A 23,511-nucleotide genomic window follows, 5' to 3' on the forward strand; every position below is an offset into this window, starting at 1 on the left:
CGGTGACCTTTTTATGACACAGGACCAACTGCCCGGCCAAAGGGCCGGGCGCGGCATGATGATTGCCGCTTGGGTGATTGGCCTCGCCCTGCTGACCTGGGCCTTTGGCCTGTGGGAAGCCCACAAGGAGAACCCCAATCGCGACCCGCTCAGCCGCAGCGTGAACGGCGTCCGGGAGGTGATTCTGGAGCGCAACAGCGCTGGCCACTACGTCGTCAGCGGCACAATCAACGGGGAAGAGGCGGTTTTTCTGCTGGATACTGGCGCCACCGATGTGGTGGTCAGCCAGGACTTGGCCGAGCGTGCGGGCCTGAGTGCCGGTGCGCGGCAATTGGCACAAACGGCGAATGGGCGAATTGAAGTTCGGGCCACCCGCCTGAACCGCTTGGAGCTCGGCTCTATCGAGTTGCGCGATGTCCCCGCCAGCATCAACCCCGCCATGGGCGGACGAAAAGTCCTGCTGGGCATGAGCGCTCTGGGGCAGGTAGAATTCAGCCAACAAGGCGGCCAACTCACACTGCGTTACCAGGGGACCAATGGGCAATGACTGACCTCTCTGCCGAATTACGCGCGGATATTGATGCCAATGTCCGTGCCGCTCTGGCCGAAGACATCGGCTCGGGCGACATTACCGCTCAACTGATCCCCGCGGACCGCGGCGCCCATGCTCGAGTCATTACCCGGGAGCCCGGTTGTTTTTGCGGGCGCCCTTGGGTGGATGCGGTGTTTGCGGCGCTGGATCCCAGTGTTTACATCGACTGGAAAGTCGAGGATGGCGATACGCTGGAAGCGGGCCAGACCCTGTTTGAAGTGACCGGCAATGCCCGGGTGCTGCTGACCGGAGAGCGCACCGCGCTGAACTTCGTTCAGACCCTCTCGGGCACAGCGACGGTGAGCGCCCACTACGCCCGCGCCGTTGCCGACACGCCGGTGACCCTGCTCGATACCCGCAAAACCTTGCCCGGCCTGCGGCTCGCTCAGAAGTATGCGGTACGCTGCGGCGGCTGCGCCAATCACCGGGTGGGACTTTACGACGCTTTCCTGATCAAGGAGAACCACATCGTCGCGTGTGGCGGTATTCCGCAAGCCGTCGCCAAGGCCCGGGAAATCGCTCCCTCTCGGCCGGTGGAGGTGGAAGTGGAAACCCTTAAGCAACTTGAGCAGGCGCTGGAGGCCGGAGCGGACATCGTGATGCTGGACAATTTCGCGGAGCGAGAGCTGCGCGAGGCGGTGCGTATTAACGCTGGGCGAGCGAAGCTCGAGGCTTCCGGCAATGTCACTGACAAAACGTTGACGGCACTGGCCGCCACCGGTGTGGATTACATCTCCATTGGCGCCCTGACCAAGCATTGTCGGGCGCTGGATCTGTCCATGCGACTGTCTATCGAAGGTGAAGCATAAAGCCCAATCGAAGGGGCGTTCCAGAACCTAGGCGCGGCCCCCTGGTTCCGGATCATTCAATCGTTCAGGCAGTTTTTGAAGCGCATAAACATCAAACCGACTGCTCTTGCCCTCCACCCGGTGACTGGGGGAGCGTCCGGCCAGGTCCGGAGCCTTGCGCGGGCGCTTCACTACCACGCGATAGCGAGCCGCCGCCAGCGCTGGCGCCAGCAGATCGTCGGCGTCCGCATCCGCACCAATCAGGCGATGGAAGGCCTGCATCTCTTTTTTCACATCAGCGGATTTTTGCCGCTCTGGGAACATGGGGTCCAGATACACCACATCGGGCCGATGATCGGATACCTCAACGCTCAACGCCGTCTGCCCTTCCCCAAATTCCAGCGTCAGACGCTCGAGGATGCTCACCAGCTCGGCATCCCCGTTGAGACGAGCCCCGGCCCTGGCCCGTGCGAGCCCATCTTCCAGTAAACGGTAGACCAGAGCCGAGCGCTCGCGCATCCGAACGGAGCAACCCAGCGTTGCGAGCACAAAGGCGTCCCGTCCCAGACCGGCGGTGACATCCAGCACTGATGGATAGACGTGGGCTTTCAATCCCACCGCCTTGCCGATCATCTGGCCCTTGCCACCGCCAAAACGCCTCCGATGATCAACCGCACCACGTAGAAAGTCCACGAACACCGGGCCGGGGACCTTTCGGCCTGTGTGGTAAAGCGCCAGATGCGACGTGTCGTACACCAACGCAAACGCGGGCGAATCGAGCGCATCGGGTTTGGCATTAATCAAAAGCGGCACACCGAGTTCACGGGCGGCCCGGGCCGCGCCAGGCTGGCACTCAGACGCCAGGCTGATCACCACCAGAGGCGGTTCCTCGGACGATTCGATCATGGGGGTACTCGACAAACAGGATTAAGGCGGGACGGTGGAGAAAGGTGCCGCACGCTTCCTTGCGCACTCGTTAAACGCTCCGATTTACTGCATCGGCAGCAGTTCGAGCTCGACGCGACGGTTGGCTTGACGGCCCTGCTCGGTGCTGTTGCTGGCAACCGGGTAACGAGAACCATAACCGTAGGCCTGAACACGACCGGCGGCCACGTCGCGGCGAATCAGGTACTGGCGAACACTTTCCGCCCGCTGCTCGCTGAGGCGCTGATTCAGCTCGTCACTGCCGGTGGAATCAGTGTGACCACTGACTTTGATCGCGGTTTTGTCGAACTCCGCCAGCACTTTGGAGACTGAATCGAGCACACTGTAGAACTCGGGGCGAATCTCATAGCGGCCGGTGGCAAAGGTAATATTACCGGGCATCACGAGATACAGCCGATCGCCTTCGCGCCGAACCTGCACCCCGGAGCCCTGGAGCTCCTGACGAAGCTTGGCTTCCTGACGGTCCATGTAGTTACCCACGCCGCCACCGATCGCAGCGCCCGCGGCCGCACCGGTCAGAGCACCCTTCTTCCGGTCGCTGTCGCTGGAGGAGGCCGCACCGATGATGGCGCCTGCCACGGCACCAATACCGGCGCCTTTGGCGGTATTGCTGGTTTGTTTCTCCCCGGTGTAGGGATCTGTGGTGGTACATGCTGCGAGAGTCAAAACCGCACACAATGCCAGTAATCGTTTCATCATTAATCCTCTAACAATAAATTCCAAAAGTTGAAAGCCGAGCCATCGTCTCGCTCGCCGGGAACCGCGCTGGCAATTCCCGGTTCCAACTGCCATCATTGGCGACAGTTATGGTTTCGACACTATAGGCAGGGCCATGGTTCACAGCAAGAGTTTAGCTCACACTTCGCGCATTTTGACGACTTTGACGTCGCTCACCCTCTCGGCAGTGCTACTGAGTGCCTGCTCGGGTTACTCTGTGACCGTCAATGACAATCCTGTGTACAACCCTCCGGCGCTGTTCACCAATTTCCGCCTCGTTGACGGCGCGCTCCACGACTGCGTTCAGCAAACCATCGAGGACCAGCGGATCACCCAAGCCAGCCAACTGACGCAGATCAACTGCAGCAGCGCGGGTATCGAGACCCTTGAGGGCCTGTCGGCCTTCCCTGCCCTTCGGGCCATCAGCCTGAACGACAATGGCATTACCGACCTGAGCCACCTTAAGCCGCTATCGCGCCTGGAAATCCTGCTGTTGGAAGACAACAACATTCGCTCGGCCGAACCGTTGCTGACGCTTCTGCGATTGAAGGAGCTGGATTTGAGCGGTAACCCAAACCTGGGCTGCGGCGACGCGCGGCAACTGAAGGATAATAGCGAAGGCGAGGTCGTGTTGCCCGAGCACTGTCGTTAGGACGTTCTGAACGCCACCATCGCTAAACGCCAATCCGCTCTCAGAAAACCGGTCAGTCGAACATGAGCCCCAGGGTATTGCGCAATTGATGCATCACGCGCATGCGCACCGGTTCGTCATTGATGGGGCCCACCATTTTTTTGAACCGGACCATGACAATGGTACCGATAGGAGGACGAGGCTGGTTTTCAACCAGCACTCGGGCGCCGCCGTCGGAGATATCTTGCGTGAAACCGACGATGGTTCCGAAACTCGGGTGCGTCATTTCCACTCTTATACTCGTGGAAGTGCGCTCGTGTTGGCGACGATCAATCACAATGAGCTCCTTTTCCTGTTATTCCGGCCCGGGCAACTCTCACGCCGGCCCTTCATTATATGCAACGTACGATACCCGCGGCGTCCTAGCCTTGGGACTGCTCTCTCTGTAAGCATAAGCAAGCCAAAACGAAAACGCCAGCGAAACCCGGCCGCTGGCGCTTATGAGGACCTTCCCGCCTGACTCAGATCAAATTTTTACGCAATACCGACAACATGTCCCTCGCCTTGCGTGCGGAAACCCGTTCACCGTAGGCCGTTCTCAGGCGAGCCTTCAGCACGCCTCCCGCGCCTTCACTGAGTATGAGCAAGTACCCGGGTGCCTTGGGCAAACGCTTCTCGGCCGCGTCAGCCTGGTCCGGCGTGGTAACCATGCCCTCGGGCAGCGCATCACGCAACTGCGCGAGACTGTAGCGCGTTTGTGGAGGTTGCGGGTTGGCTTCAGCGCCAAACAGGCGCGCAAGCCAGCCCGGTGATTTGTTCGGCGGCTCGCGGTATCCCAGATAAAAGAGACCGTCCTGCGGCGCACTGTCGTAAATGGTAAAGCCTTCCTGCTTCGCGGAGTGACTCAGCGTCGCCAGTGCCCGGGCACGACTCAACTCAAGCTCCAACACCGGCTCGCCGTCCACATTGACGATCCGCGCTTTGACGTCGCCGCCAATATTCTGGGCGATCAGAGAGGTGCCACCGGCGGCGCCCATGTCTTCAGCTGCCAGGGAGGCCGCCAACTCATCGACCAGAAAACCTTCGCGCTCTTCACTGGCGGACTCTTCCGGCCAACTGGTCAATTGGGCCTGGGTGGCACTATCACGGTTCAGACTCATGTGCAGAATGTGGATTTCACTGGTATCGGGCTGCACCCCCCGATCAATCCGAATTCGATAACGGTCGATACGGCTCGGGTCGTCTTTAAAAGAGACCCAGCTGGTTTCCATCAGCCCCAGATCGGTGCTGGTGGAGGCCACTTCCAGGTTGTTGTCGGCGAGAAAGGCGCGAATCCGAGGCCAGAGCTCGGCCGGGTCCACATTCACCAGAATCCATTGGTCGTCTTCCAGGCGCTGTATCTTGACCTGCTCCTGCAGGGCATTGACCGAGAGCGGCTCGGGGCGAGGCGCCTCGAAATCTTGGGTGTCCTGAGCGTAAGCCAAATCCTCGCGGGTCAGTGCCGGCACATCGTAAAGCTGCCCCAAGGCCTCGCGATTCAACGCCTCTGGGACCTTCAACGGTTCCAGGCTGTCAGCCTTGAGATAATCATCTTCCCGGTTGCGAAAATAACCATCTTCCCCAAACAACACACCACAGCCGGAGAGCGTGAAACTGAACCCGACCAATAACCAATACACAATGCGCATAAAATTCGAAACTCTCCAGTGAGTTGTGCGTACACCTGTTATTTGCTTTTCACGCTTTGAACCACGCGCCGCTGTCAGACCAGGTTAGCGTCGCTCAACGCCTCAATCACTTGTTCGTGAAAACGCTCGGACAAGGGCGTCATGGGCAACCGAATGCCGGATTGCAACCGCCCCATTTGCATCAGCGCCCACTTGACCGGGATGGGGTTGGCTTCCACGAACATGGCGTTGTGCAAAGGCATCAAGCGTTCGTTAAGCGCCCGCGCCTGTTCGGTCTGGCCGTCGATTGCCAGGGCACAAAGCTGGGCGATTGCCTTGGGTACGACATTCGCGGTCACGGAAATATCCCCTTTGCCCCCCAAAAGCATCAATTCCACTGCCGTGGCATCGTCCCCGGAGATGATAATGAAGTCATCGGGAGACTGCTCCACCAGGGTTTTAGCACGAACCATATCCCCGGTCGCTTCCTTGATGCCCTTGATATTCGGGATATCCGCCAGTCTCAGGACAGTTTCCGGCAACATGTCCACGCCGGTGCGCCCCGGGACGTTATACAGGTATTGAGGGATTTTGACCCGCTCGGCGATGGTCTTGTGAAACAGATACAGACCTTCCTGAGTGGGCTTATTGTAATAAGGCGTCACCAGCAGGCAGGCATCCGCCCCCGCGCGCTCGGCGCCTTCCGTCAGCTCCAGCGCCTCCGTCAGGGAGTTGGCACCAGTGCCGGCAATGACCGGTATACGCCCATTGACCTGATCTACCACCGCTTTGATGACGTCGAGATGCTCCTCAATGTCCAGGGTAGCCGACTCGCCGGTAGTACCCACCGCGACGATGGCATTGGTGCCCTGCTCCAGGTGCCAGTCCACGAGTTTTCGCAGGGCGGGCCAGTCCAGAGAGTTGTCGGGGGTCATGGGTGTGACCAGGGCGACCATGCTGCCTTGTATCATGAGCGGGGGCTCCAGTTGGCTGAATGTTGTGTGCTTGTGATTGCAACGCCTGCCGAGGGTTCGCACGGCGAGCCGGTAAAAGCTGGCATTGGCGGGAAACGCAAAGGCGCAATGGTACTGAGCGGCGCGGCAGCAGGCAAGCTTACCGCGCCATCAGCGCCTCGGGGCGGGGTTATTTTTTGAAATCCAGCATCCGTTGCAGGGGAATCATGGCCTTGCGAGCCAGCTCCGGGTCGACAAAAATCTCATTGTCGTCCCGCTCAAACACGCTGGCCAGGTTCTCCAGAACATTCATGGCCATCCAGGGGCAGTTGGCGCAACTGCGACAGCTGGCGCCACTACCCGCCGTGGGGGCCACATGGAAGGTCTTGTCCGGGCAAAGCTGCTGCATTTTATAGAAGATGCCCTGGTCGGTCGCGACGATGAACTCCTGATTGGGGAGCTCCTGGGCGGCTTTGATCAGTTGGGAAGTAGACCCCACCACATCCGCCAAGGCCACGACCGGCTCAGGGGATTCGGGGTGAACCAACACCGCGGCATCTGGATAGAGTGCTTTGAGGTCTTCCAGGCCGCGGGCCTTGAACTCTTCGTGCACGATACAGGCACCGTCCCAGAGCAGCACGTCGGCCCCGGTCTCACGGCGAACGTAGTCGCCCAGGTGCTTATCCGGCGCCCACAGGATCTTCTCTCCTTTCTGGTCCAGGTAGTCGACCACGTCTTTGGCAATACTGGAGGTCACGACCCAGTCGGCCCGGGCCTTGACGGCAGCCGAGGTGTTGGCATAGACGACGACGGTGCGATCCGGGTGCTGATCGCAGAACTCGGCGAACTGATCGGGCGGGCAGCCCAGGTCCAGGGAGCAGGTGGCTTCCAGGGTGGGCATCAGCACGCGCTTTTCGGGAGTCAGGATTTTGGCGGTCTCTCCCATGAATTTCACGCCGGCGACGATCAGGGTATCGGCCGGGTGTTCTTTGCCAAAGCGGGCCATTTCGAGGGAGTCGGCGACACAGCCGCCAGTTTCCTCGGCGAGGGCCTGGATCATGGGGTCGGTATAGTAGTGCGCCACGAGGACGGCGTTGTGCTCGTGTAACAGTTTTTTAATACGCTCGCGGTATTCTGCTTCCTGCTCGGGCGTGTAACGAGGCGCGTCCCAGGCGCGATCGAGATGTTCCCGAACCAGTTCTTCCGGGCTTTTCCGGGCGGTTTCGGCAACAATCACATTTTCCGCAGTCATAGGATCACCTCACAATACACCTGCTTCTAGGCTGGCCGGCAATAGTATCACAGGGCCTGTTAGGGCCCCAATGCTCTATATATTGGACAGTTTCCAGCGCCTAACGCTCCTTTACAAGGTAGGGCGCGATAAGCGCATCCGCCGTTAGGAACACAATATGTTCCACATAGGGGTGTGCAATGTCGTCACGTCCGGTCCGGGGTGGGGTATACCGGTTATAGACCCGCCGTGAACCCATCCATGGGGGCTTCTCATCGGCATCCATGCCTCAGAGAGTCTATAACCGGTATACCCCACCCCGCGCCTCAGTGCGAACATCAGCCTTCATTACGTTCTTCACCCTATGCCACCATGGATGCCAATGGCACTGAGGGCCGATGTCGGGTGCACTGTTCCCAGACCGTGGAGCGCGGGATTCGCGATTCGAGCCTACAGGGACGTATTTACGGCGTGTGTGGGAACAGTGCACCCGACAGCGGACCGGAGGTAATCGTTACAACCCAAGCTCGAAGTGGAGTTCCCACATCAAAACATTTTGGTGGGTGCGCTTTCCTCCGATGCGTCGGACCGATCGCACCCTACGGGGACTTGGCGTATTGGTGCTGGGGAAATGGTGGGTCGTGCTGGATTCGAACCAGCGACCAATTGGTTAAAAGCCAACTGCTCTACCAACTGAGCTAACGACCCAAAACGGTAGGTGTGGCGCAGAAGAACGCCGGACTTGCTTAAAGATGGTGGGTCGTGCTGGATTCGAACCAGCGACCAATTGGTTAAAAGCCAACTGCTCTACCAACTGAGCTAACGACCCAAAGAGGCGCGTATGATAAAGATTCAGCCAAAAAAAACAAGCGCTTTTTGGCAGAAAAAGACAAAAAAACGCCAAACAAACCAACAGCTTAAACCCCTACCCCTCCCGGTAAAGGGTCGGATCGGGGACGCCTGCCTCCTCAAAGCCCGCGCGGCGCAGACGGCAACTGTCACAACGGCCACAGGCCTCTCCGGCCTCATTCGCCTGGTAGCAGGAGACCGTCAGGCCGTAATCCACCCCGAGCGCTCGGCCCCGGCGGATGATTTCGCCCTTTGACCAGCGCATCAAGGGCGCCCGGATGCTCAGCTTCTGCCCCTCAACGCCAGAGCGCGTGGCCAGGTTGGCCATGGTTTCGTAGGCCGCCACATACTCCGGCCGGCAATCCGGGTAGCCGGAGTAATCTACAGCATTGACGCCGATGAAAATATCGTTGGCCCCCAACACCTCGGCCCAGCCCAGTGCGATGGAGAGAAAAATCGTATTGCGCGCGGGCACGTAGGTCACCGGAATACCCTCGGATTCCGACTCGGGCACGTCGATGTCCGCGTCCGTCAGGGCCGAGCCCCCGATGCTCTGCAGATCCAGCGTCACCACTTTGTGCTCGGTACTGCCCAGTGCTTTCGCCGTGCGTTCGGCCGCATGCAGCTCGGCCCGGTGACGCTGACCATAATCAAAGCTGATGGTGTAGCAGTCGAACCCCTCGCTTTTGGCAATAGCCAAGGCGGTGGTGGAGTCCAGACCGCCCGAGACCAGAATCACGGCTTTGGGCTGAGACATGGGGAAATTCCTCTCTAGTAACCCGGGGCGTCGCCCCAGAGCAGCTTGTGAATCTGAAGCTGAAAGCGCACCGGAAGGTTGTCCTCAACAATCCAGTCCGCCAGTTGGCGGGGCTCGAGCTGACCAAAGCTGGGGGAGAACAACACATCATCCACCCGCTCGGCCAGGCCGTATTCATCCAGCTTGAACTTGGCCCAGTCGTAATCCTGCCGACTACAGAGAACGAACTTCACCTGATCATGGGGCAGGAGCAGCGGGACATTCTCCCAGCGGTTTTTCTCCACCTCCCCCGAATCCGGCGTTTTCAGATCCATTACCCGGCTGACCCGCGTGTCCACTTCATCCAACGGCATGGCCCCGCTGGTTTCCAGCGAGACAGAATAGCCCGCATCGCACAGGCGGGTCAGCAATGGCAAGCAATTGGGCTGCGCCAACGGCTCTCCTCCGGTGACGCAGATGTATTGCGGCCGATAATGCGCGACCTGATCGAGAATCGCGGTCAGGGTCATTCGCTCGCCGCCATGGAAGGCGTATTCCGAATCACAGTAATGGCAGCGCAGCGGACACCCGGTCAGGCGCACAAATACAGTGGGCCGGCCGAGGGTCCGGGCCTCGCCCTGCAGGGAGTAAAAAATCTCGGTAATTCGAAGGCTATCGTCGGTCATTTACGTCGGAATCGGTGCGGGCGGCTTGAAAAGAGACCGCAGTTTAACCAAACCCCGCGGCAGATGCGAGCCTTCGCCATTTGCCGACCCACGACGAGGCTGGTATTCTTGCTCATTCGCCCGATTTTCCTGTCCCGAGACTTATGAAACCCGTCAAGACCAAACGCGACATACGCGCCGAACTCGATCGGCAGATGGAGGACTACCTCCGAACTGGCGGGAAGGTGAAGGAGGTGCCCCGAGGGCTGAGTGGGCGCATCGACCCCAAAGGCCCCCTGACCCCACTGTTCACCCCCCGCAGCAGTGAAAATCCGCTAGCCGGGCGTACGCCGATGACCGAGGTGGTCGCCGCGGTGGAGTCCCGCAAACATCCAATTCCGGTGCCCAAAAAGCCAAGAAAGAAACGTCCCCGGAAAAAAATGATTCTGGATGACTTTGGCCAGCCGGTACGCTGGGAGTGGGTGGAGGACTAAGCGGCCAACAGCGAGACGGCGTCGAGCCGATCCACCTCTACCCTGTTAGCACCACGCCCACTGTGCCGTCAAATCTTCCCACTTTGCGTTTCCGCTGTCCCACTTCACGCCAATTCCTTCCCACTTCCCGACCGCCTCTTGCCGCCGGGACAATCTGGCGCAACAATCGCAACTCGGTCACCCAATAACAAAGAGATGTTAACAATGAACAAAAAGTTGCTTCTGCTGCTGAGCGGGGCTCTGACTCTGGGCGCCTGTGGCCAAACGGATACCTCGGCCCACTCACCCGTCGCACCGACTTCATCCGTTCCCGATTCCGGAGCAATCCCGGTCTCGGTGAAGCAGAACGACTCCGGTCACTACTCGATTTACCGAAACGGTCAGCCCTACTTCATCCGGGGCGCGGGCGGGACCAGCCGGCTGGACCAACTGGCCGCCGCCGGAGCCAATTCACTTCGCACATGGGATACCGACAACGCCCAACAGATACTCGACAAAGCCGAATCCCTGGGTTTGACCGTTATGCTCGGCTTGCGTATGGGAAAGGAGCGGCACGGGTTTGACTATGGCGATGCGCAAGCCGTGCAGGCACAAAAAGAAGCCATCCGAGAAAAAGTGTTGCAGTTCAAGGATCACCCGGCGCTGCTTACCTGGGGCATCGGCAACGAGCTGGACCTGTTCTATACCAATACGGACGTCTGGTATGCGGTAGAAGATATTGCGCAGATGATCCGATCACTGGACCCCAACCACCTGATTACCACGGTTACGGCGGGACTTGATCAGGAAAAAGCGAATTTAATTCAGAAACGGGTGCCCAGTATTGATTACCTGAGTATCAATATGTACGGCGACCTCTCCACTCTGCCGCAAAAAATGCGGAAGGTTGGCTGGCCCGGCGCGTATGCAGTCACCGAGTGGGGGCCCACTGGCCATTGGGAAGTCGCCCGCACCGAATGGGATGTACCCATTGAGCAAACCAGCACGGAAAAGGCACAGGCCTATCGCGAACGCTATGAGTCCGCCATATTGGGCGACCCCGAAAAAGGGCTGGGTTCCTACGCCTTTCTGTGGGGGCAAAAGCAGGAAACAACGCCGACCTGGTATGGTATGTTTCTGGAGTCTGGCGACGCCACCGAAGTGGTCGACACCATGCAGCATCAGTGGAGCGGTGAGTGGCCGGTGCACCGCGCACCCAGCATTCGCTCTTTTCAGATCGACGGACAAGTCGCCAGGGACAGCATCTACCTGGAAGCGGGACAGGTTTACGACGCAAATATTGAGGCCCACCACCCGGACGGCGAGGCGTTTGAAATCACCTGGGAATTTCTGCCAGAAAGTACCGACATCAAGTCGGGCGGTGACCGGGAGAAACGACCGGCGAGTATTCAGGGACTTGTCGTAAAAGATGAAGGAGACGGCACCATACGGTTCACAGCACCGAAGAAGGCCGGACCTTATCGCCTTTTCACTTATATCACCACAGAGCACAACAGGGCAGCTACCGCCAACGTGCCTTTTTTCGTCAAGTAAGGGCAGCGCTCTGCACAGAAAGGCGGCCCAAAAAGCCCGACGCCTTCAGCGCCGGGCAGGTAGGACGTCAACGAAACGGGTTTACACCAGCTCGTATCGGTCCATGATATCCCGCACCAGACCGCTGCGGACGATGTCTTCGCGATCGAACTTGTGAATATAGACATTCGGCAGGTTTCTAAGACGATCAACCGCATCAGCCAAGCCGTTATACCCGCGAACATCACTCTGATCGATGTCTCCATTGATTACGACGCGGCAGCCTTCACCGATTCGTGTGAGGAACATTTTCATCTGTGCTGGCGAGGTATTCTGGGCCTCGTCCAGAATCACAAACGTTCGGTTGTTGAAGGTTTTACCCCGCATAAATGCCAGGGGCGCCGCCACAATGCGGCCGTGTCGCAGGCAGTAATCCACTGTGCCCGCTCCCAAACGTTCGCAGAGAATTTCCCGGAACGCATCGATATAGACAGAGAACTTTTCATCCAGGGCGCCGGGTAAAAAGCCGAGTTGCTCCCCCGCTTCCACCGCCGGCCGCGTCAGAATAATACGCTCAATACGCCCCGACTCCAGTGCCTCCGCGGCCAGGGCGCCAGCACAATAACTCTTTCCGGTACCGGCTGGACCAATGCCAAGCGTCAAGTGGTAGCGCTGAATCGCGTCGATGTATTCTTGTTGAGCGGTGGTGTAGGCGGTGAGAGGTTTATTGGCGCGGGGTGGTGCATAGGCGGTTTGAAGTTGTCGGGAAGCATTGATTTGAACGATGTTCCCGTCGGGGGGCGCTCGGTGTCGGCCATGGTCGTCCTGCAGGATACGGTCCCGCTCCTCCATGTGGCTCCGTTGGTGACGCTTGCGCTTCGCGTGAGATCGTTTCGCCATGGATAAATCCCCATCAGGTTCCAGGTGAACAGGGTAATCACGGGGTTGGCAGACGAACAATAACGGCCAGCTCCCGGCCCTGCGTAACTCAAAGGGTAACGCGATTTCGGGGCTGATAGAGGCGCCCCGACACAACGGTGTTGTTGGCTGGCTCCTCCTCTTCGTAGGTGGGTGATGCAGTGCTTACATTCAGCACTCAGTAAAAATACTAGGGGGTTTTCAGGGAGGGGTCAATGCTTTTTATCGACGTGCATCAAGGCGGGGGAGAATGCTCGGGAGCCAGGCGGCTCCCGAAGCGGTAATGCTTACATCGCAGAAACCATGGAAATCATCACCCCAGCAGCCACGGCGGAACCGATAACCCCGGCCACGTTCGGGCCCATGGCGTGCATTAACAGGTAGTTCTGCGGGTTGGCTTCCAGCCCGACTTTGTTGGATACCCGCGCGGCCATCGGTACCGCTGAAACGCCGGCGGAGCCGATAAGCGGATTGATTTTATGACGAACGAACAGATTCATGAACTTCGCCATCAATACACCCATCGCGGTACCAATCGCGAATGCGATGACCCCCAGCAACAAAATCCCCAGCGTTTTCGAATCCAGGAAAGATGAGGCTGCCAACTTGGAGCCAACCGCCAAGCCGAGAAAGATGGTAGTGGTGTTAATTAACGCATTCTGCGCCGTATCGCTCAAGCGCTCAACCACACCACACTCACGCATCAGGTTCCCGAAACAGAACATGCCCAATAATGGTGCGGCCGAAGGCAACAACAACGCGACCAGAACCAGCAGCACAATGGGGAAAACAATTTTCTCGCGACGGGAGACCGGCCGCAACTGTTCCATTTTCATGATGCGCTCAGAATGGCTGGTCAGCGCGCGCATGATCGGGGGTTGAATCAACGGTACCAACGCCATGTAGGAATAGGCCGCCACCGCAATCGCACCGAGCAGATCCGGCGCCAGAATACTGGACACGTAGATGGCAGTAGGCCCGTCGGCCCCACCGATAATACCGATGGCGGCGGCATCGGCGATGGAGAAGTCCATCAGGCCCGAGGCAGACAAGCCAACCGCCCCCATAATGGTCGCAAAAATACCGAACTGGGCGGCGGCGCCCAAAAACAGGGTTTTGGGGTTGGCCAGTAGCGGGCCGAAATCGGTCATCGCACCCACGCCCATGAAAATCACCAACGGCGCCACACCGGAACCAATGGCGACCTGGTAAAACGTATAGATCATGCCATTGGCGTAACCGTAATCCAGCGCCACCTTGTGCGCGGCCGCCAGCTCAGTCGCGGAGGCACTCTTGTAGAGTTTCAGGAGTTCGTCAGCCGAGGTGTTGGCGGCAACGCCAAACACCTCGGCCAGGTCGGCCAGCACTTTCGCCCCACCGACATCGATCGCCTGTTGAGCGGCCGACATCGCCAGCCCGGCGCCGGGAATGTTGGCCATAATGCAGCCAAAACCGATGGGGACCAGCAGCAAGGGCTCGAAACCTTTGCGAATGGCCAGAAACAGCAACAACAGGCCCACCAGAATCATGGTAAAGGTGCCCCACTCCATCTGGTTGATGCCCGATTCCTGCCACAATCGAATGAAATTATCCATAGATCGCTCTCAATCTCGTTTCAGGCGGTTCGGGACTACGCCAGATCCAGCAGTGGGTCACCGGCGGTAACGGCATCGCCCGCTTGAACATGAACGTTGGTCACCGTACCGGCGCGCGGCGCGCTCACTTCGGACTCCATTTTCATGGCTTCCAGAATCAACAGCGTATCGCCTTCCTCGACGGCCTCTCCAGGCTTCACCATCAATTTGACGATGTTGCCCCCCAGAGGCGCCGGAACCGGCTCACCGTCGCCGGAGGCCGCTGCACCGCCACTCGCGGGAGCCGAATCACCACCCACCGGTACGACGCCGGTGACATCGCCACCGTCACTGACGGTGACCGTGAACTTCTCACCGTCCACCTCCACGGTATACACTTCCTCTCCGCTCTCGGTGGTAACTGCCGCGCTTTCTTTGCCGGTAGGTGCCGGCTCAAACGCGTCCGGGTTGCCCCGGTTTTGGAGAAACTTGAGACCCACCTGCGGAAATAGCGCGTAGGTCAGGACGTCGTCGATGCGCCCTTCGCCTTGGGTGAGCTTGATATCTTTTTCTTTCGCGCTGTCTTCCAGCTCTTTGGTCAGCCTTTCCAGCTCTGGCTTCAACAGATCCGCCGGACGGCAGGTGATCGGCTCTCCGCCATCGAGCACCCGTTCCTGCAGCTCTTTATTCACATCCGCCGGGGTCGCGCCGTATTCGCCTTTGAGCACGCCTTCGGTTTCGCGGGTAATCGTCTTGTAGCGCTCGCCGCTGAGCACGTTCATGACCGCCTGAGTCCCTACGATCTGGGAGGTTGGTGTCACCAGGGGGATAAAGCCCAGATCCTCGCGCACACGCGGAATTTCCTCAAGCACGGCGTCAAACTTGTCTTCGGCGTTCTGCTCGCGCAGCTGATTTTCCATATTGGTCAGCATGCCGCCCGGCACCTGGGCAATCAGAATCCGGGAATCGACGCCTTTCAGGGACCCTTCAAACCGGCCGTACTTCAGACGCACCTGGCGGAAATAGGAGGCGATTTCTTCCAGCAGCTCCAGGTTCAGACCCGTATCGCGGTCGGTTCCCTCAAGGGTGGCCACGAGCGTTTCGGTGGGGCTGTGCCCGTAGGTCATGGACATGGAGGAAATGGCGGTATCGACGTTGTCGATGCCCGCTTCCACGCATTTGAGGTTGGTCGCATGCGCCAGCCCTGTGGTGGCGTGGCTCTGCATATGGATCGGAATATCGCAGCTTTCCTTCAAACGCGTGACCAGCTCATACCCCACATAGGGCTTAAGCAAACCGGCCATGTCTTTGATGGCGATGGAGTCAGCGCCCATGTCTTCAATGCGTTTGGCCAGATCGACCCATAGGTCGATGTTATGCACCGGGCTGATGGTATAGGAGATGGTGCCCTGAGCGTGCTTGCCCTGCTTTTTCACCGCTTTCATAGCGGTTTCAATGTTGCGCATGTCGTTCATGGCGTCGAATACGCGGAAAACGTCCACCCCATTAGTGGCGGCGCGCTCCACGAATTTATCGACAACATCGTCAGCGTAGTGGCGATACCCGAGAATGTTCTGGCCGCGCAGCAGCATCTGCATCGGCGTCTTGGGCATGGCTTTTTTCAGTTCTCGAATCCGCTCCCAAGGGTCTTCCCCGAGATAACGGATGCAGGCGTCGAAGGTCGCACCGCCCCAGGTTTCCAGTGACCAGAAACCCACTTGATCCAGTTTCTCGGCAATGGGCAGCATATCGTCGAGACGCATCCGGGTGGCAAACAGGGACTGGTGGGCGTCCCGAAGTACCAGTTCCGTGATACCCAACGGCTTTTTAGCATCGCTCATGGCGTTGTACCTTTATCACAGTTAGCGGTCGCGCGGTGGGCCGGCCGTGTTTAGCGGCGGCGGGCGCGATGTTGCTCGATGGCGGCCTTGATGATGGCCAATTTTTTCTTATCCACCTGGGCAGCCGACGAGGCGGACGCGGAAGACGATCTGCCTTTGCGCTCCACCGGCGGCTCGGCCTCGGGGAACCAGCGGTTCAAGGCACCACTCATAAAAACGGTGGCGATCACCAGCAGCGTAAGAAATACCAGGACGGAGCCCATGCCGAAGAGCATCAAGTCCGTGCCTTGTTGTATCAGTGTGTCACTCATTATCGGGCACCCTGTCTACTGACGGATAACGGTCGAAAGTCCGGGGTTGGCCTGCGCCTGCCGGCGTTTCCGGGGCGCGCCAATGTAGCTTGAAACCCCAATTGTGGCAACTGCGTCACAGTTTTCGCACCCTGACAGGGCTCCTGGGAGCCTCCGGCGGGCGCAAAACGGCCGGCTATTTTCTCTTATCTTTCAGAAACTTACAACTTACGGCCGACATCCGGCAGAGAAATCGCCTGCAACCGACAGGACTTACCGCTAAAATGGCGCCTTTTCGAGACCGAGGAATTCAGGCAATCATGCAGTTGTATTTGGCCCCGATGGAAGGGGTGGTGGATCATCAGGTTCGGGACCTGCTCAGTGCGCTGGGCGGGCTGGATGGCTGTGTTACCGAGTTTATCCGGGTCACCGATAACCTTCTGCCCCGGCGGGTGTTCCGCCGCTACGCGCCGGAGCTGGACAACCAGTGCCTGACACCGAGCGGCACGCCGGTCAAAGTCCAGTTACTCGGCGGCCAGCCCGAGCCAGTCGCGCTCAACGCCCAGCGTGCGGTGCAAGCCGGCGCGCTCGCCCTCGACCTCAACTTTGGCTGCCCCGCCAAGACCGTCAACAAAAGTGATGGCGGCGCCTGTCTGCTGCGCCAACCCGAGCGGGTCAACGCCATTGTCGCGGCGGTGCGCGCCGCCGTTCCCGAATCGATCTCAGTCAGCGCCAAAATCCGCCTGGGCTTTGAAGACACCAGCCGCTATCTGGACAACGCTCTGGCGGTGTCCGAGGCCGGCGCCAGCGAACTCACCGTCCACGCCCGGACCAAGAGCGACGGCTACAAGCCACCGGCGTATTGGGAGTACATCGCTTCAATCCGGGAAGCGGTGTCCATACCGATCGTCGCCAACGGAGAGATCTGGTCTCCGGCCGATTTTGAACGCTGCCGCGCGGTCACGGGCTGCGAACGCTTTATGCTCGGACGGGGGTTACTGGCCCGCCCCGACCTGGCCCGCGCCATTCGGGCCCAGGTCAGCGGTGAAGATTACACCCCCATGGCGTGGCCGGAGGTGTGCCAGCTGTTGCACCGCTACTACCGGATGAGCCAGCCTCACTATCCCACCAAACACAACGGCAACCGTATCAAGCAGTGGCTGATGTACCTTCAGCGCGAATACCCGCAGGCCGCCACCTTCTTTGAGCAGATCAAACGGGAGCGGGAACCGGCCCGGCTCGAGGCAGCCTTCAAGACCGCTGCCTGAGCCGCGACGCGGTCACTCCACCCGGTTGCGCTCTTCCAGGCGCGGCTCCGCCACGCTGACAAAGTGCCCCTGTTCATCCAGCCCGATGGCCTGGGTCGAGCCGTAATCGCCCAGCTGGCGCAGTGAGTGCCCCTTCTCCTTCAGGGCTTCCCGGATGGGGTCAACCAGGGTTTTCTCCACGAACAGTTCATTCGGCCGCCACTGATGGTGTACCCGGGCCATGCGCATCGCGTCCTCAAGCCCCATCCCCAGATCGATATGGTTGATCAGTGTCTGAAGCACTTGGGTAATGATGGTCGGCCCCCCGGCCGCGCCCAGGGTCAGCACCGGCTTGCCCTCTCTTGTCAGCACCGTCGGGCTCATGCTCGACAGGGGTCGTTTGCCCGGCGCGATGCTGTTCGCCTCGGCCCCGATCAGTCCGTAGGCATTGGGCTCACCCGGTTGCGCGGAAAAGTCGTCCATCTGATTGTTCAGAACCACGCCAGTGCCCGGCACCACGACTTTGGAGCCGAAGTTAGTGTTTACCGTCGAGGTGATCGCCACCCAGTTGCCATCCTTGTCAGCGGTGGCGATGTGGGTCGTGTGTTTACCGAACAGCTCCTCTTGAGCCTTGGGCGGGGTGCTGTAGTCAGGCACGGTGGTGGTCTTTTCCAGGGAGAGGCGCGCACGCAGGGTCTGTGCATACGCCTCGCTGATCAACCCCTTTGGCACTTTCGCGAAGGCGGGATCGCCGAGCCAGTAGGCCCGGTCGGCGAAAGCCAGTTTCATCACTTCGGCCAGCAGATGGTAACGATTGGCCTCGGACAGCGCCGAGAGGTCATAGCCCTCGAGAATATTGAGCATCTGGGCCACATGAACACCCCCGGAGCTCGGAGGTGGAAAACCGTAAACGGAATAGCCTCGGTACTCGCTGACCACCGGTCGGCGGCGAATTAATTCATAGTCGGCGAAGTCCTCACGGGTAATCAGACCACCGTTGTGTTCCATCCACTGGCCCACCGTCTGGGCGAATCCACCGCCATAAAAGTAAGACCCGCCTTTTTCGGCAATCGCCCGGTAGGTTTTGGCCAGATCCGGCTGCTTAAGCCGGTGGCCGACAGGCCAGGGCTGGCCCTGGGCGTCGAGAAAGATGGCCGCCGTTCCCGGATAGGCGCTCAGGTCCTCCGTATGCCGCTTCAGTCGACGGGCAAATATGCCGTCGATCGCGAAGCCGTTCTCCGCCAGGTCGGCGGCGGCGTTGAGATGCCGAGCCAGGCTGGCCTTCCCGCCCTTTTCCATCATGTAGTCGAGCGCCGCCACCGAACCGGGGATACCCACCGCCAAGGGCCCACGCTTACTCAACTCCGGTCGATACTCGCCCTCACGCACGTACATGTCCCGATGGGCGGCGGCAGGGGCCATTTCCCGGCCATCAATCGCCTCAACCCGCCCGTCTGACCAATGAACAACGGCAAACAGACCGCCACCGATACCGGAGTTATGGCCATCAACCACCCCCAGGGTAAGCGCCGCGGCGACCGCCGCATCCACGGCATTGCCCCCTGCGGCGTAGGCGTTCATGGCTGCCTCCGTCGCGCGCGGTTGCACCGTTGCGACCGCGCCGTAACCATTGTCGGTCACCTCGGCGTACTCGCCCCCACGGGCAAGCGTCGCCGTCAGGCAAAGCACCATAAGCGCGGTGAACGACAAAAAAGCGGCGCGAGTACTGGTGACCATGGAGCGTCCTTTTAACAGGCGATGAGCGGTTATAGGGCGACCCGGGGCCGCCGATTCAAAGAGCCTAGCAGCTTTGCGGCCGTACCGACAAAAAACCCCGCGAAAGCGGGGTTTGGAGGACATCAGAACCAGAAGCCGTCGGGGCGCCGCCCTTCAACCTCAAGACCGCCGGAGATTTTTCCACAGACCACGACACGGTGATTGACCCAGCAAAACTGCAACAAGCGGCGCATAGACTTCTCCTACAATGGCTCTCCGAGGCAATAAAAAACCCACTCGTCGTCGCTCTGTCGGAGGACAGAACGGCGCGCAAGTGGGTTTTATTAGAATGCATTGATTAACGCCATTATAAGTAAACGCTTTAGCGAATTCCAGTCGATATAGCGTTCTAATCTTCTCCGTACAGCACCTCTAATGCTCCAGACACATAGACAAGGGGCGCATTCCAGTTGATGGTGATTTCATTGGAGGCGTAGCTGCACCAGTGATCCAGATAGGACTTCGCGGGCTTGTCGGACGGATAGGGAATGGGACAATCCGACGCATCCTGCTGGCCACTATGAGGGCCTCCGGCCAAAAAGCCGGGAACCGGCGCGTCTATACCATCAGCTGCCGAGGGGCGGTGGTGAATGTTCTGCGGCGTATGGGCGCCATATCCCGTCACGTAGGAATAGCCGGTGGGGTTACGCCCCAGGACATAATCCACCAGGGACTGAGCCGCCCCCAGGTAACGCTCGTCGTCCGTCAGCCGATGGGCCGCAATCAGCATCATGGCGCTGTTCATGGCGACCCCGTTGCTACCCCAGACGAAGTCTTCGGCTCGCATGGGTACCCCGGCCGCGGAGGTTCGCCATTCGTTGTACAGCGCATCGCCCAGTGATCGGACCCGCTCGGCGACCAGCGTCTGAGCCGCTTCGGGCAAGGCGCCACGATGTTGTGCCAGAGAGAGCCAGGCAAGCCCCTGGGTGTCGGCCCAGTTTGGGACACTGATCGTCACTACTTTCGGTTCCAGAGCCTCCCAGTACGCCGGCTTGCCCGTGGTCAAGTAGAGCTCCGCCGCCGCCCACGCAAACTCGTCACCAAACTCCTCGTCGCCATACTCTCCGGTGCGGATGTCCTCGGGATTACGGTAAACCACCTGGGGATTGGACCGCGCCCACTCCCAAGCTGCTTCTGCGGCTGCAAGAGAAATCTCGGAGAAACCGGGAAACGTCGCTTCATAGTCGGCATAGACACGGCTGGCCGTCGCCATCACCGCCGCAAAATTGAGCGCGGCCGCGGTGCCCTTCTGCACGAAATAGCGCTGTGCCGTCGCGTTCTCTGGCATCACCTTGCCGGAAAAACGTTTGGTCGTCAGCTTATGATAGACACCGCCATCGTTGGGGTCCTGCATGGTGAGCATCCAGCTCAAGTTCCACATGACCTCGTTGAGCAGGTCCGGGACCACATCCCCGCTCTCGGGAATATTAAGCTCGCGCCCCTGATAGTAGTCGGGGAAATGTTCGTAGGCCGCCAACAGGGTGTAGGTACTGATACCGGAATTCACGATGTACTTGTTGTAATCACCGGCATCGTACCAGCCGCGGGGCGAAGCAAGGGCCATGCCTTCCGGCCGTTCGGCACTTGCCGCGGAGCGGTGGATTTCCACCTGCTCGTCGGGGTGACCCAGAGCGCGCGCGTACACACCGGCATGGGCTTCATCCAAAGCCGTGCTGGCCCGGTTGAAGTAATAGGCTTTGATGGCGGCGTCATTGAGGGAAGAGTACGCCCTGGCGGCAACCGGAAAGGGGTGAGAATCTGCCAGCCCGGGCACCCGCAACCGATAGTGGCCGGGTTGGGTCAGGTCCGAGAAGTCGGCGCGGCGCACCCACTCTCCGGAGTGAGGCCAGCGCTCGGCGGCACTCAGTGTACCGCGGTACACCGTACGCCCACCATTGTGCTCGACGAGCTCAAAGGTATCGCCAAAACCGGCGGGGACCGTAGCCTCCTTCACCGCTTGAGGAGAGTACCCCAGCTGGTTGACCTGAATGCTCGCGGTCGGCCCATCGGCTTGCTCCCGAGACAGCTCGGACTGGCAGGCCACAAGACCGGAGAGTATCGCCAACAGGAGGATGGCGGGAAAACGGGGATTGGGCATAAAGCACCTCTGGATTCTTTTGGTTATGGTATTGACCGTCGTTTGAGCCGACCCCGTTATGGTGCGGCCGACTCTATGCCGGAAAAGAATACCGTAAGCCGAAGTCTCCGTCAGGCGCCTTTACAGACTTAACACTTTTTTTACGAAAGGGATGGTGAGTTTGCGCTGCTCCGCCAGCGAGGCGTGATCGAGCCGCTGCAGGTAGCAGAAAAGCTCATTCATATCTCTCGGCACCCGCTGCAAGATGTAGTGGGCCACCTCTTCATTGAGCTCCAGACCGCGGGCCCGGGCGCGGTGGCGCAAGGCGAGCTGCTTTTCATCATCACTTAGCGGGTGCACCTGACAGGTCATCCCCCACTGCAGCCGCGAATGCAGGTCCGGCAATTCGATGGGCAACTCCCGAGGCCCCTGGACTGCGGCGGCCAGCAACCGCCCCCCGGCATCGCGCATCCGGTTGAACAGGTGAAACAGGGCCTCCTCCCAATCCGGCTTGCCGGCGATCGCCTCCAGCCCGTCCAGGCAAAGGTAGTCCAGTTGATCGAGCCCCTCCAGCAACGCCTCCGGGGCAAAACCCACCACCTCCCTCAGTGGCAGATATTGAATGGCCTGCCCCGCATCCTGGGCGCGATGGCCCGCGGCCTGCAACAGGTGGGTCAAGCCCACCCCTGAGCGGCCCCACACGTAAATGAACCACTCTCCCCGGCCTTCGGCCTGTGCTTTGAGCAGTTCTAGGGTGGCCGCATTCGATGAGCCCTCGGGCGCATAGAAGTTGTCGAAGGTCGCGTCGTCATTGAGGCTGACGCCGAGAGACAGTTGCTGAGGGTTGGCCATGCCTTGGGCGACTCCTTGGTGGAACTTACTGCCAAGTGTAACCCAGAGGGTTCGCCAAGGTCCCCTCGGGTTCAAACCGATTGCCGGAAAGGCTGATCCGGTCACTCTGTCTCGACGGCACCAATTGGCGGTCTCGCTCGAGAGTATCGAGCAGTTGCGACCGATCGCCTTCGGCAATCAATCGCAGAGTCAAAACGCCGGGGCGCAGGGTGACCAGTTCGGCACGGCGAACCATGGCCAGCTCTTCCAGATAACGCTCCACCGCCTTGTAATCTCCAAAGCCATCCACGCCGCCGACCTGGAGTACTACCGCTCCGGGGCCTTCTTCGCGAGGCACGATCGCGTATAGCCCGGCAAAATGGTTCGCGGTCTCATCAATCGCCTGAGACAGCAGCGCCTCGACGGAGTCGGCCCGCACGTAAAACGTGGGATTGCCGAGAGGATGGTACAACTGCCAATCCGACCGCCATTGCCCGCCGGAGGTCTCGCTGTACCGGCCTACCAGAATCGCCTCGGCATCGTAGCGCTGCGACGCTTTGCGGATAGCCGATTCATCCAACTCCCAGAGCTGCCGTGCCGGCAGGGCCAGACGGTCCTCCAGATCATCCAGCGGTAGCACGAGCGGCAGCCCTCGAACACGCGCCCTGGCGCGCAGTTGCTCGCGCCGTTCGGCGTCGGACACCCGGCTGAGCTCGCCCCGCTCCCGCGCAACCATCCAGACCAGCACCCCCGGGCGGTTCGCCGGCCAGAATGACAGACTGGCCGAGCGCAGCAACCGCTCCAGCTCAACCGAGGAGAATTTCATCACCAGGCGGCTGGCGGGACGAGACTCACCGTCGACCTCGATGGTCTCACCCGTGGAGACGTAGTTGAACTCGTAAATGAAATCCTCCGCCCGGGTCAGCGCTTCCTGCACCTGTTGATGCTCCCGGGCCTGGGGGTCGCCGGTCACCCTGACCACCAGGTCGGCCAACCCCTCGCGCGCGGCGCGCTGGCGCTCTGCGCCCGACTGGGAGGTGACCAGCACCTCCGCCGTGTACAAATCCACCACCTGTTCGGCGCGGACCGCGGTGGCCAGGACCACCCCCGCCAGAATCACGCCGAGGGACCGGACACTTGCCGTTGCTACTGCCAATGCTCGCCTCAAGGTATTGCC

General features: G+C 59.9%; 22 protein-coding genes and 2 tRNA genes. 6 read left to right on the plus strand and 18 right to left on the minus strand.

Annotated elements, in window-relative coordinates; genetic code table 11:
* The first annotated feature begins 13 nt into the window (after nucleotides 1-13).
* Nucleotides 14-547 carry a retropepsin-like aspartic protease family protein gene (locus tag G547_RS0109355; protein ID WP_027329637.1) on the plus strand — a complete coding sequence of 178 codons (534 nt, stop codon included), beginning with the start codon at nucleotides 14-16 and terminating at the stop codon, nucleotides 545-547.
* Nucleotides 544-1,401 carry a carboxylating nicotinate-nucleotide diphosphorylase gene (nadC, locus tag G547_RS0109360; protein WP_027329638.1) on the plus strand — a complete coding sequence of 286 codons (858 nt, stop codon included), beginning with the start codon at nucleotides 544-546 and terminating at the stop codon, nucleotides 1,399-1,401. Before G547_RS0109355 ends, nadC begins: the two co-directional genes overlap by 4 nt.
* Before the next feature lie 27 nt (nucleotides 1,402-1,428).
* Here nadC and G547_RS0109365 read toward each other — a convergent pair whose 3' ends face one another.
* Both G547_RS0109365 and G547_RS0109370 read right to left on the minus strand, forming a co-directional pair.
* Nucleotides 1,429-2,286, minus strand: coding sequence for a class I SAM-dependent methyltransferase (locus tag G547_RS0109365; protein ID WP_036187868.1), 858 nt, complete (start codon nucleotides 2,284-2,286; stop codon nucleotides 1,429-1,431).
* 84 nt (nucleotides 2,287-2,370) lie between these two features.
* The gene (locus tag G547_RS0109370) at nucleotides 2,371-3,021 is read right to left on the minus strand and encodes a YiaD family glycine zipper/OmpA-like lipoprotein (RefSeq protein ID WP_027329640.1); all 651 of its coding nucleotides are present in this window, start codon (nucleotides 3,019-3,021) and stop codon (nucleotides 2,371-2,373) included.
* A 175-nt stretch (nucleotides 3,022-3,196) separates the two neighbouring features.
* Between G547_RS0109370 and G547_RS0109375 the strand changes: the two genes are divergently transcribed.
* Entirely contained in the window at nucleotides 3,197-3,694 is a 498-nt protein-coding gene (locus tag G547_RS0109375; RefSeq protein ID WP_169449439.1) for a leucine-rich repeat domain-containing protein, read from the plus strand.
* A gap of 52 nt (nucleotides 3,695-3,746) precedes the next feature.
* Here G547_RS0109375 and G547_RS0109380 read toward each other — a convergent pair whose 3' ends face one another.
* The 8 genes from G547_RS0109380 to queE form a co-directional block, all read right to left on the minus strand.
* Complete coding sequence (locus G547_RS0109380; protein WP_027329642.1) at nucleotides 3,747-4,010, minus strand: PilZ domain-containing protein; 264 nt, start codon at nucleotides 4,008-4,010, stop codon at nucleotides 3,747-3,749.
* A gap of 184 nt (nucleotides 4,011-4,194) precedes the next feature.
* Nucleotides 4,195-5,361, minus strand: a complete 1,167-nt coding sequence (bamC, locus tag G547_RS0109385; protein WP_051235156.1) for an outer membrane protein assembly factor BamC — start codon at nucleotides 5,359-5,361, stop codon at nucleotides 4,195-4,197.
* Nucleotides 5,362-5,435: 74 nt separating this feature from the next.
* A complete protein-coding gene (gene dapA, locus G547_RS0109390) occupies nucleotides 5,436-6,311 on the minus strand; it encodes a 4-hydroxy-tetrahydrodipicolinate synthase (protein WP_027329644.1) in 876 nt (291 codons plus the stop codon).
* Nucleotides 6,312-6,483: 172 nt separating this feature from the next.
* The gene (gene nadA, locus G547_RS0109395) at nucleotides 6,484-7,545 is read right to left on the minus strand and encodes a quinolinate synthase NadA (RefSeq protein ID WP_027329645.1); all 1,062 of its coding nucleotides are present in this window, start codon (nucleotides 7,543-7,545) and stop codon (nucleotides 6,484-6,486) included.
* A 611-nt stretch (nucleotides 7,546-8,156) separates the two neighbouring features.
* Nucleotides 8,157-8,232: transfer RNA gene (locus tag G547_RS0109400), tRNA-Lys, on the minus strand.
* Nucleotides 8,233-8,277: 45 nt separating this feature from the next.
* Nucleotides 8,278-8,353: transfer RNA gene (locus G547_RS0109405), tRNA-Lys, on the minus strand.
* Between the two features lie 96 nt (nucleotides 8,354-8,449).
* Nucleotides 8,450-9,130 (minus strand): 7-cyano-7-deazaguanine synthase QueC, encoded by a 681-nt coding sequence (queC, locus tag G547_RS0109410; protein ID WP_027329646.1) that lies wholly within the window; start codon nucleotides 9,128-9,130, stop codon nucleotides 8,450-8,452.
* A 14-nt stretch (nucleotides 9,131-9,144) separates the two neighbouring features.
* Nucleotides 9,145-9,795, minus strand: coding sequence for a 7-carboxy-7-deazaguanine synthase QueE (gene queE, locus G547_RS0109415; RefSeq protein ID WP_027329647.1), 651 nt, complete (start codon nucleotides 9,793-9,795; stop codon nucleotides 9,145-9,147).
* Nucleotides 9,796-9,938: 143 nt separating this feature from the next.
* Between queE and G547_RS0109420 the strand changes: the two genes are divergently transcribed.
* Both G547_RS0109420 and G547_RS20825 read left to right on the plus strand, forming a co-directional pair.
* Nucleotides 9,939-10,268, plus strand: coding sequence for a hypothetical protein (locus G547_RS0109420; RefSeq protein WP_027329648.1), 330 nt, complete (start codon nucleotides 9,939-9,941; stop codon nucleotides 10,266-10,268).
* A 204-nt stretch (nucleotides 10,269-10,472) separates the two neighbouring features.
* The gene (locus G547_RS20825; protein WP_084645832.1) at nucleotides 10,473-11,801 is read left to right on the plus strand and encodes a glycoside hydrolase family 2 TIM barrel-domain containing protein; all 1,329 of its coding nucleotides are present in this window, start codon (nucleotides 10,473-10,475) and stop codon (nucleotides 11,799-11,801) included.
* Nucleotides 11,802-11,882: 81 nt separating this feature from the next.
* Here the strand turns inward: G547_RS20825 and G547_RS0109430 are convergent, their stop codons facing one another.
* The 4 genes from G547_RS0109430 to G547_RS0109445 form a co-directional block, all read right to left on the minus strand.
* On the minus strand, nucleotides 11,883-12,680 hold the full coding sequence (locus tag G547_RS0109430) for a PhoH family protein (protein ID WP_027329649.1): 798 nt from the start codon (nucleotides 12,678-12,680) through the stop codon (nucleotides 11,883-11,885).
* A 305-nt stretch (nucleotides 12,681-12,985) separates the two neighbouring features.
* Nucleotides 12,986-14,293: a sodium ion-translocating decarboxylase subunit beta gene (locus tag G547_RS0109435; RefSeq protein ID WP_027329650.1), complete on the minus strand. Its 1,308-nt coding sequence runs from the start codon at nucleotides 14,291-14,293 to the stop codon at nucleotides 12,986-12,988.
* Nucleotides 14,294-14,328: 35 nt separating this feature from the next.
* The gene (oadA, locus tag G547_RS0109440) at nucleotides 14,329-16,113 is read right to left on the minus strand and encodes a sodium-extruding oxaloacetate decarboxylase subunit alpha (RefSeq protein ID WP_027329651.1); all 1,785 of its coding nucleotides are present in this window, start codon (nucleotides 16,111-16,113) and stop codon (nucleotides 14,329-14,331) included.
* Nucleotides 16,114-16,163: 50 nt separating this feature from the next.
* Nucleotides 16,164-16,424: an OadG family protein gene (locus G547_RS0109445; protein ID WP_027329652.1), complete on the minus strand. Its 261-nt coding sequence runs from the start codon at nucleotides 16,422-16,424 to the stop codon at nucleotides 16,164-16,166.
* 299 nt (nucleotides 16,425-16,723) lie between these two features.
* Here G547_RS0109445 and G547_RS0109450 point away from each other — a divergent pair, with 299 nt between their 5' ends.
* On the plus strand, nucleotides 16,724-17,671 hold the full coding sequence (locus G547_RS0109450; RefSeq protein ID WP_027329653.1) for a tRNA dihydrouridine synthase: 948 nt from the start codon (nucleotides 16,724-16,726) through the stop codon (nucleotides 17,669-17,671).
* Between the two features lie 12 nt (nucleotides 17,672-17,683).
* On the opposite strand, the gene ggt is transcribed toward G547_RS0109450, so the two are convergent.
* From ggt to G547_RS0109475, 4 genes are all read right to left on the minus strand, one after another.
* Complete coding sequence (gene ggt, locus G547_RS0109455; RefSeq protein WP_211224534.1) at nucleotides 17,684-19,387, minus strand: gamma-glutamyltransferase; 1,704 nt, start codon at nucleotides 19,385-19,387, stop codon at nucleotides 17,684-17,686.
* A gap of 388 nt (nucleotides 19,388-19,775) precedes the next feature.
* Nucleotides 19,776-21,524 carry a glycoside hydrolase family 9 protein gene (locus G547_RS0109465; protein WP_027329655.1) on the minus strand — a complete coding sequence of 583 codons (1,749 nt, stop codon included), beginning with the start codon at nucleotides 21,522-21,524 and terminating at the stop codon, nucleotides 19,776-19,778.
* A gap of 120 nt (nucleotides 21,525-21,644) precedes the next feature.
* Nucleotides 21,645-22,355 carry a DnaA regulatory inactivator Hda gene (gene hda / locus G547_RS0109470; RefSeq protein ID WP_027329656.1) on the minus strand — a complete coding sequence of 237 codons (711 nt, stop codon included), beginning with the start codon at nucleotides 22,353-22,355 and terminating at the stop codon, nucleotides 21,645-21,647.
* Between the two features lie 25 nt (nucleotides 22,356-22,380).
* Nucleotides 22,381-23,490: a DUF2066 domain-containing protein gene (locus G547_RS0109475; protein ID WP_169449440.1), complete on the minus strand. Its 1,110-nt coding sequence runs from the start codon at nucleotides 23,488-23,490 to the stop codon at nucleotides 22,381-22,383.
* Nucleotides 23,491-23,511: the final 21 nt, after the last annotated feature.

The sequence above is a fragment of the Marinimicrobium agarilyticum DSM 16975 genome (genome assembly GCF_000423345.1).
GTDB lineage: Bacteria > Pseudomonadota > Gammaproteobacteria > Pseudomonadales > Cellvibrionaceae > Marinimicrobium > Marinimicrobium agarilyticum.

Bases quoted from the DNA above. Each gene is read 5' to 3' on its own strand.
- G547_RS0109355 (WP_027329637.1), top strand. From the start codon at position 14: ATGACACAGGACCAACTGCCCGGCCAAAGGGCCGGGCGCGGCATGATG.
- nadC (WP_027329638.1), top strand. From the start codon at position 544: ATGACTGACCTCTCTGCCGAATTACGCGCGGATATTGATGCCAATGTC.
- G547_RS0109365 (WP_036187868.1), bottom strand. From the start codon at position 2,286: ATGATCGAATCGTCCGAGGAACCGCCTCTGGTGGTGATCAGCCTGGCG.
- G547_RS0109370 (WP_027329640.1), bottom strand. From the start codon at position 3,021: ATGAAACGATTACTGGCATTGTGTGCGGTTTTGACTCTCGCAGCATGT.
- bamC (WP_051235156.1), bottom strand. From the start codon at position 5,361: ATGCGCATTGTGTATTGGTTATTGGTCGGGTTCAGTTTCACGCTCTCC.
- dapA (WP_027329644.1), bottom strand. From the start codon at position 6,311: ATGATACAAGGCAGCATGGTCGCCCTGGTCACACCCATGACCCCCGAC.
- nadA (WP_027329645.1), bottom strand. From the start codon at position 7,545: ATGACTGCGGAAAATGTGATTGTTGCCGAAACCGCCCGGAAAAGCCCG.
- queC (WP_027329646.1), bottom strand. From the start codon at position 9,130: ATGTCTCAGCCCAAAGCCGTGATTCTGGTCTCGGGCGGTCTGGACTCC.
- queE (WP_027329647.1), bottom strand. From the start codon at position 9,795: ATGACCGACGATAGCCTTCGAATTACCGAGATTTTTTACTCCCTGCAG.
- G547_RS0109420 (WP_027329648.1), top strand. From the start codon at position 9,939: ATGAAACCCGTCAAGACCAAACGCGACATACGCGCCGAACTCGATCGG.
- G547_RS20825 (WP_084645832.1), top strand. From the start codon at position 10,473: ATGAACAAAAAGTTGCTTCTGCTGCTGAGCGGGGCTCTGACTCTGGGC.
- G547_RS0109430 (WP_027329649.1), bottom strand. From the start codon at position 12,680: ATGGCGAAACGATCTCACGCGAAGCGCAAGCGTCACCAACGGAGCCAC.
- G547_RS0109435 (WP_027329650.1), bottom strand. From the start codon at position 14,293: ATGGATAATTTCATTCGATTGTGGCAGGAATCGGGCATCAACCAGATG.
- oadA (WP_027329651.1), bottom strand. From the start codon at position 16,113: ATGAGCGATGCTAAAAAGCCGTTGGGTATCACGGAACTGGTACTTCGG.
- G547_RS0109445 (WP_027329652.1), bottom strand. From the start codon at position 16,424: ATGAGTGACACACTGATACAACAAGGCACGGACTTGATGCTCTTCGGC.
- G547_RS0109450 (WP_027329653.1), top strand. From the start codon at position 16,724: ATGCAGTTGTATTTGGCCCCGATGGAAGGGGTGGTGGATCATCAGGTT.
- ggt (WP_211224534.1), bottom strand. From the start codon at position 19,387: ATGGTCACCAGTACTCGCGCCGCTTTTTTGTCGTTCACCGCGCTTATG.
- G547_RS0109465 (WP_027329655.1), bottom strand. From the start codon at position 21,524: ATGCCCAATCCCCGTTTTCCCGCCATCCTCCTGTTGGCGATACTCTCC.
- hda (WP_027329656.1), bottom strand. From the start codon at position 22,355: ATGGCCAACCCTCAGCAACTGTCTCTCGGCGTCAGCCTCAATGACGAC.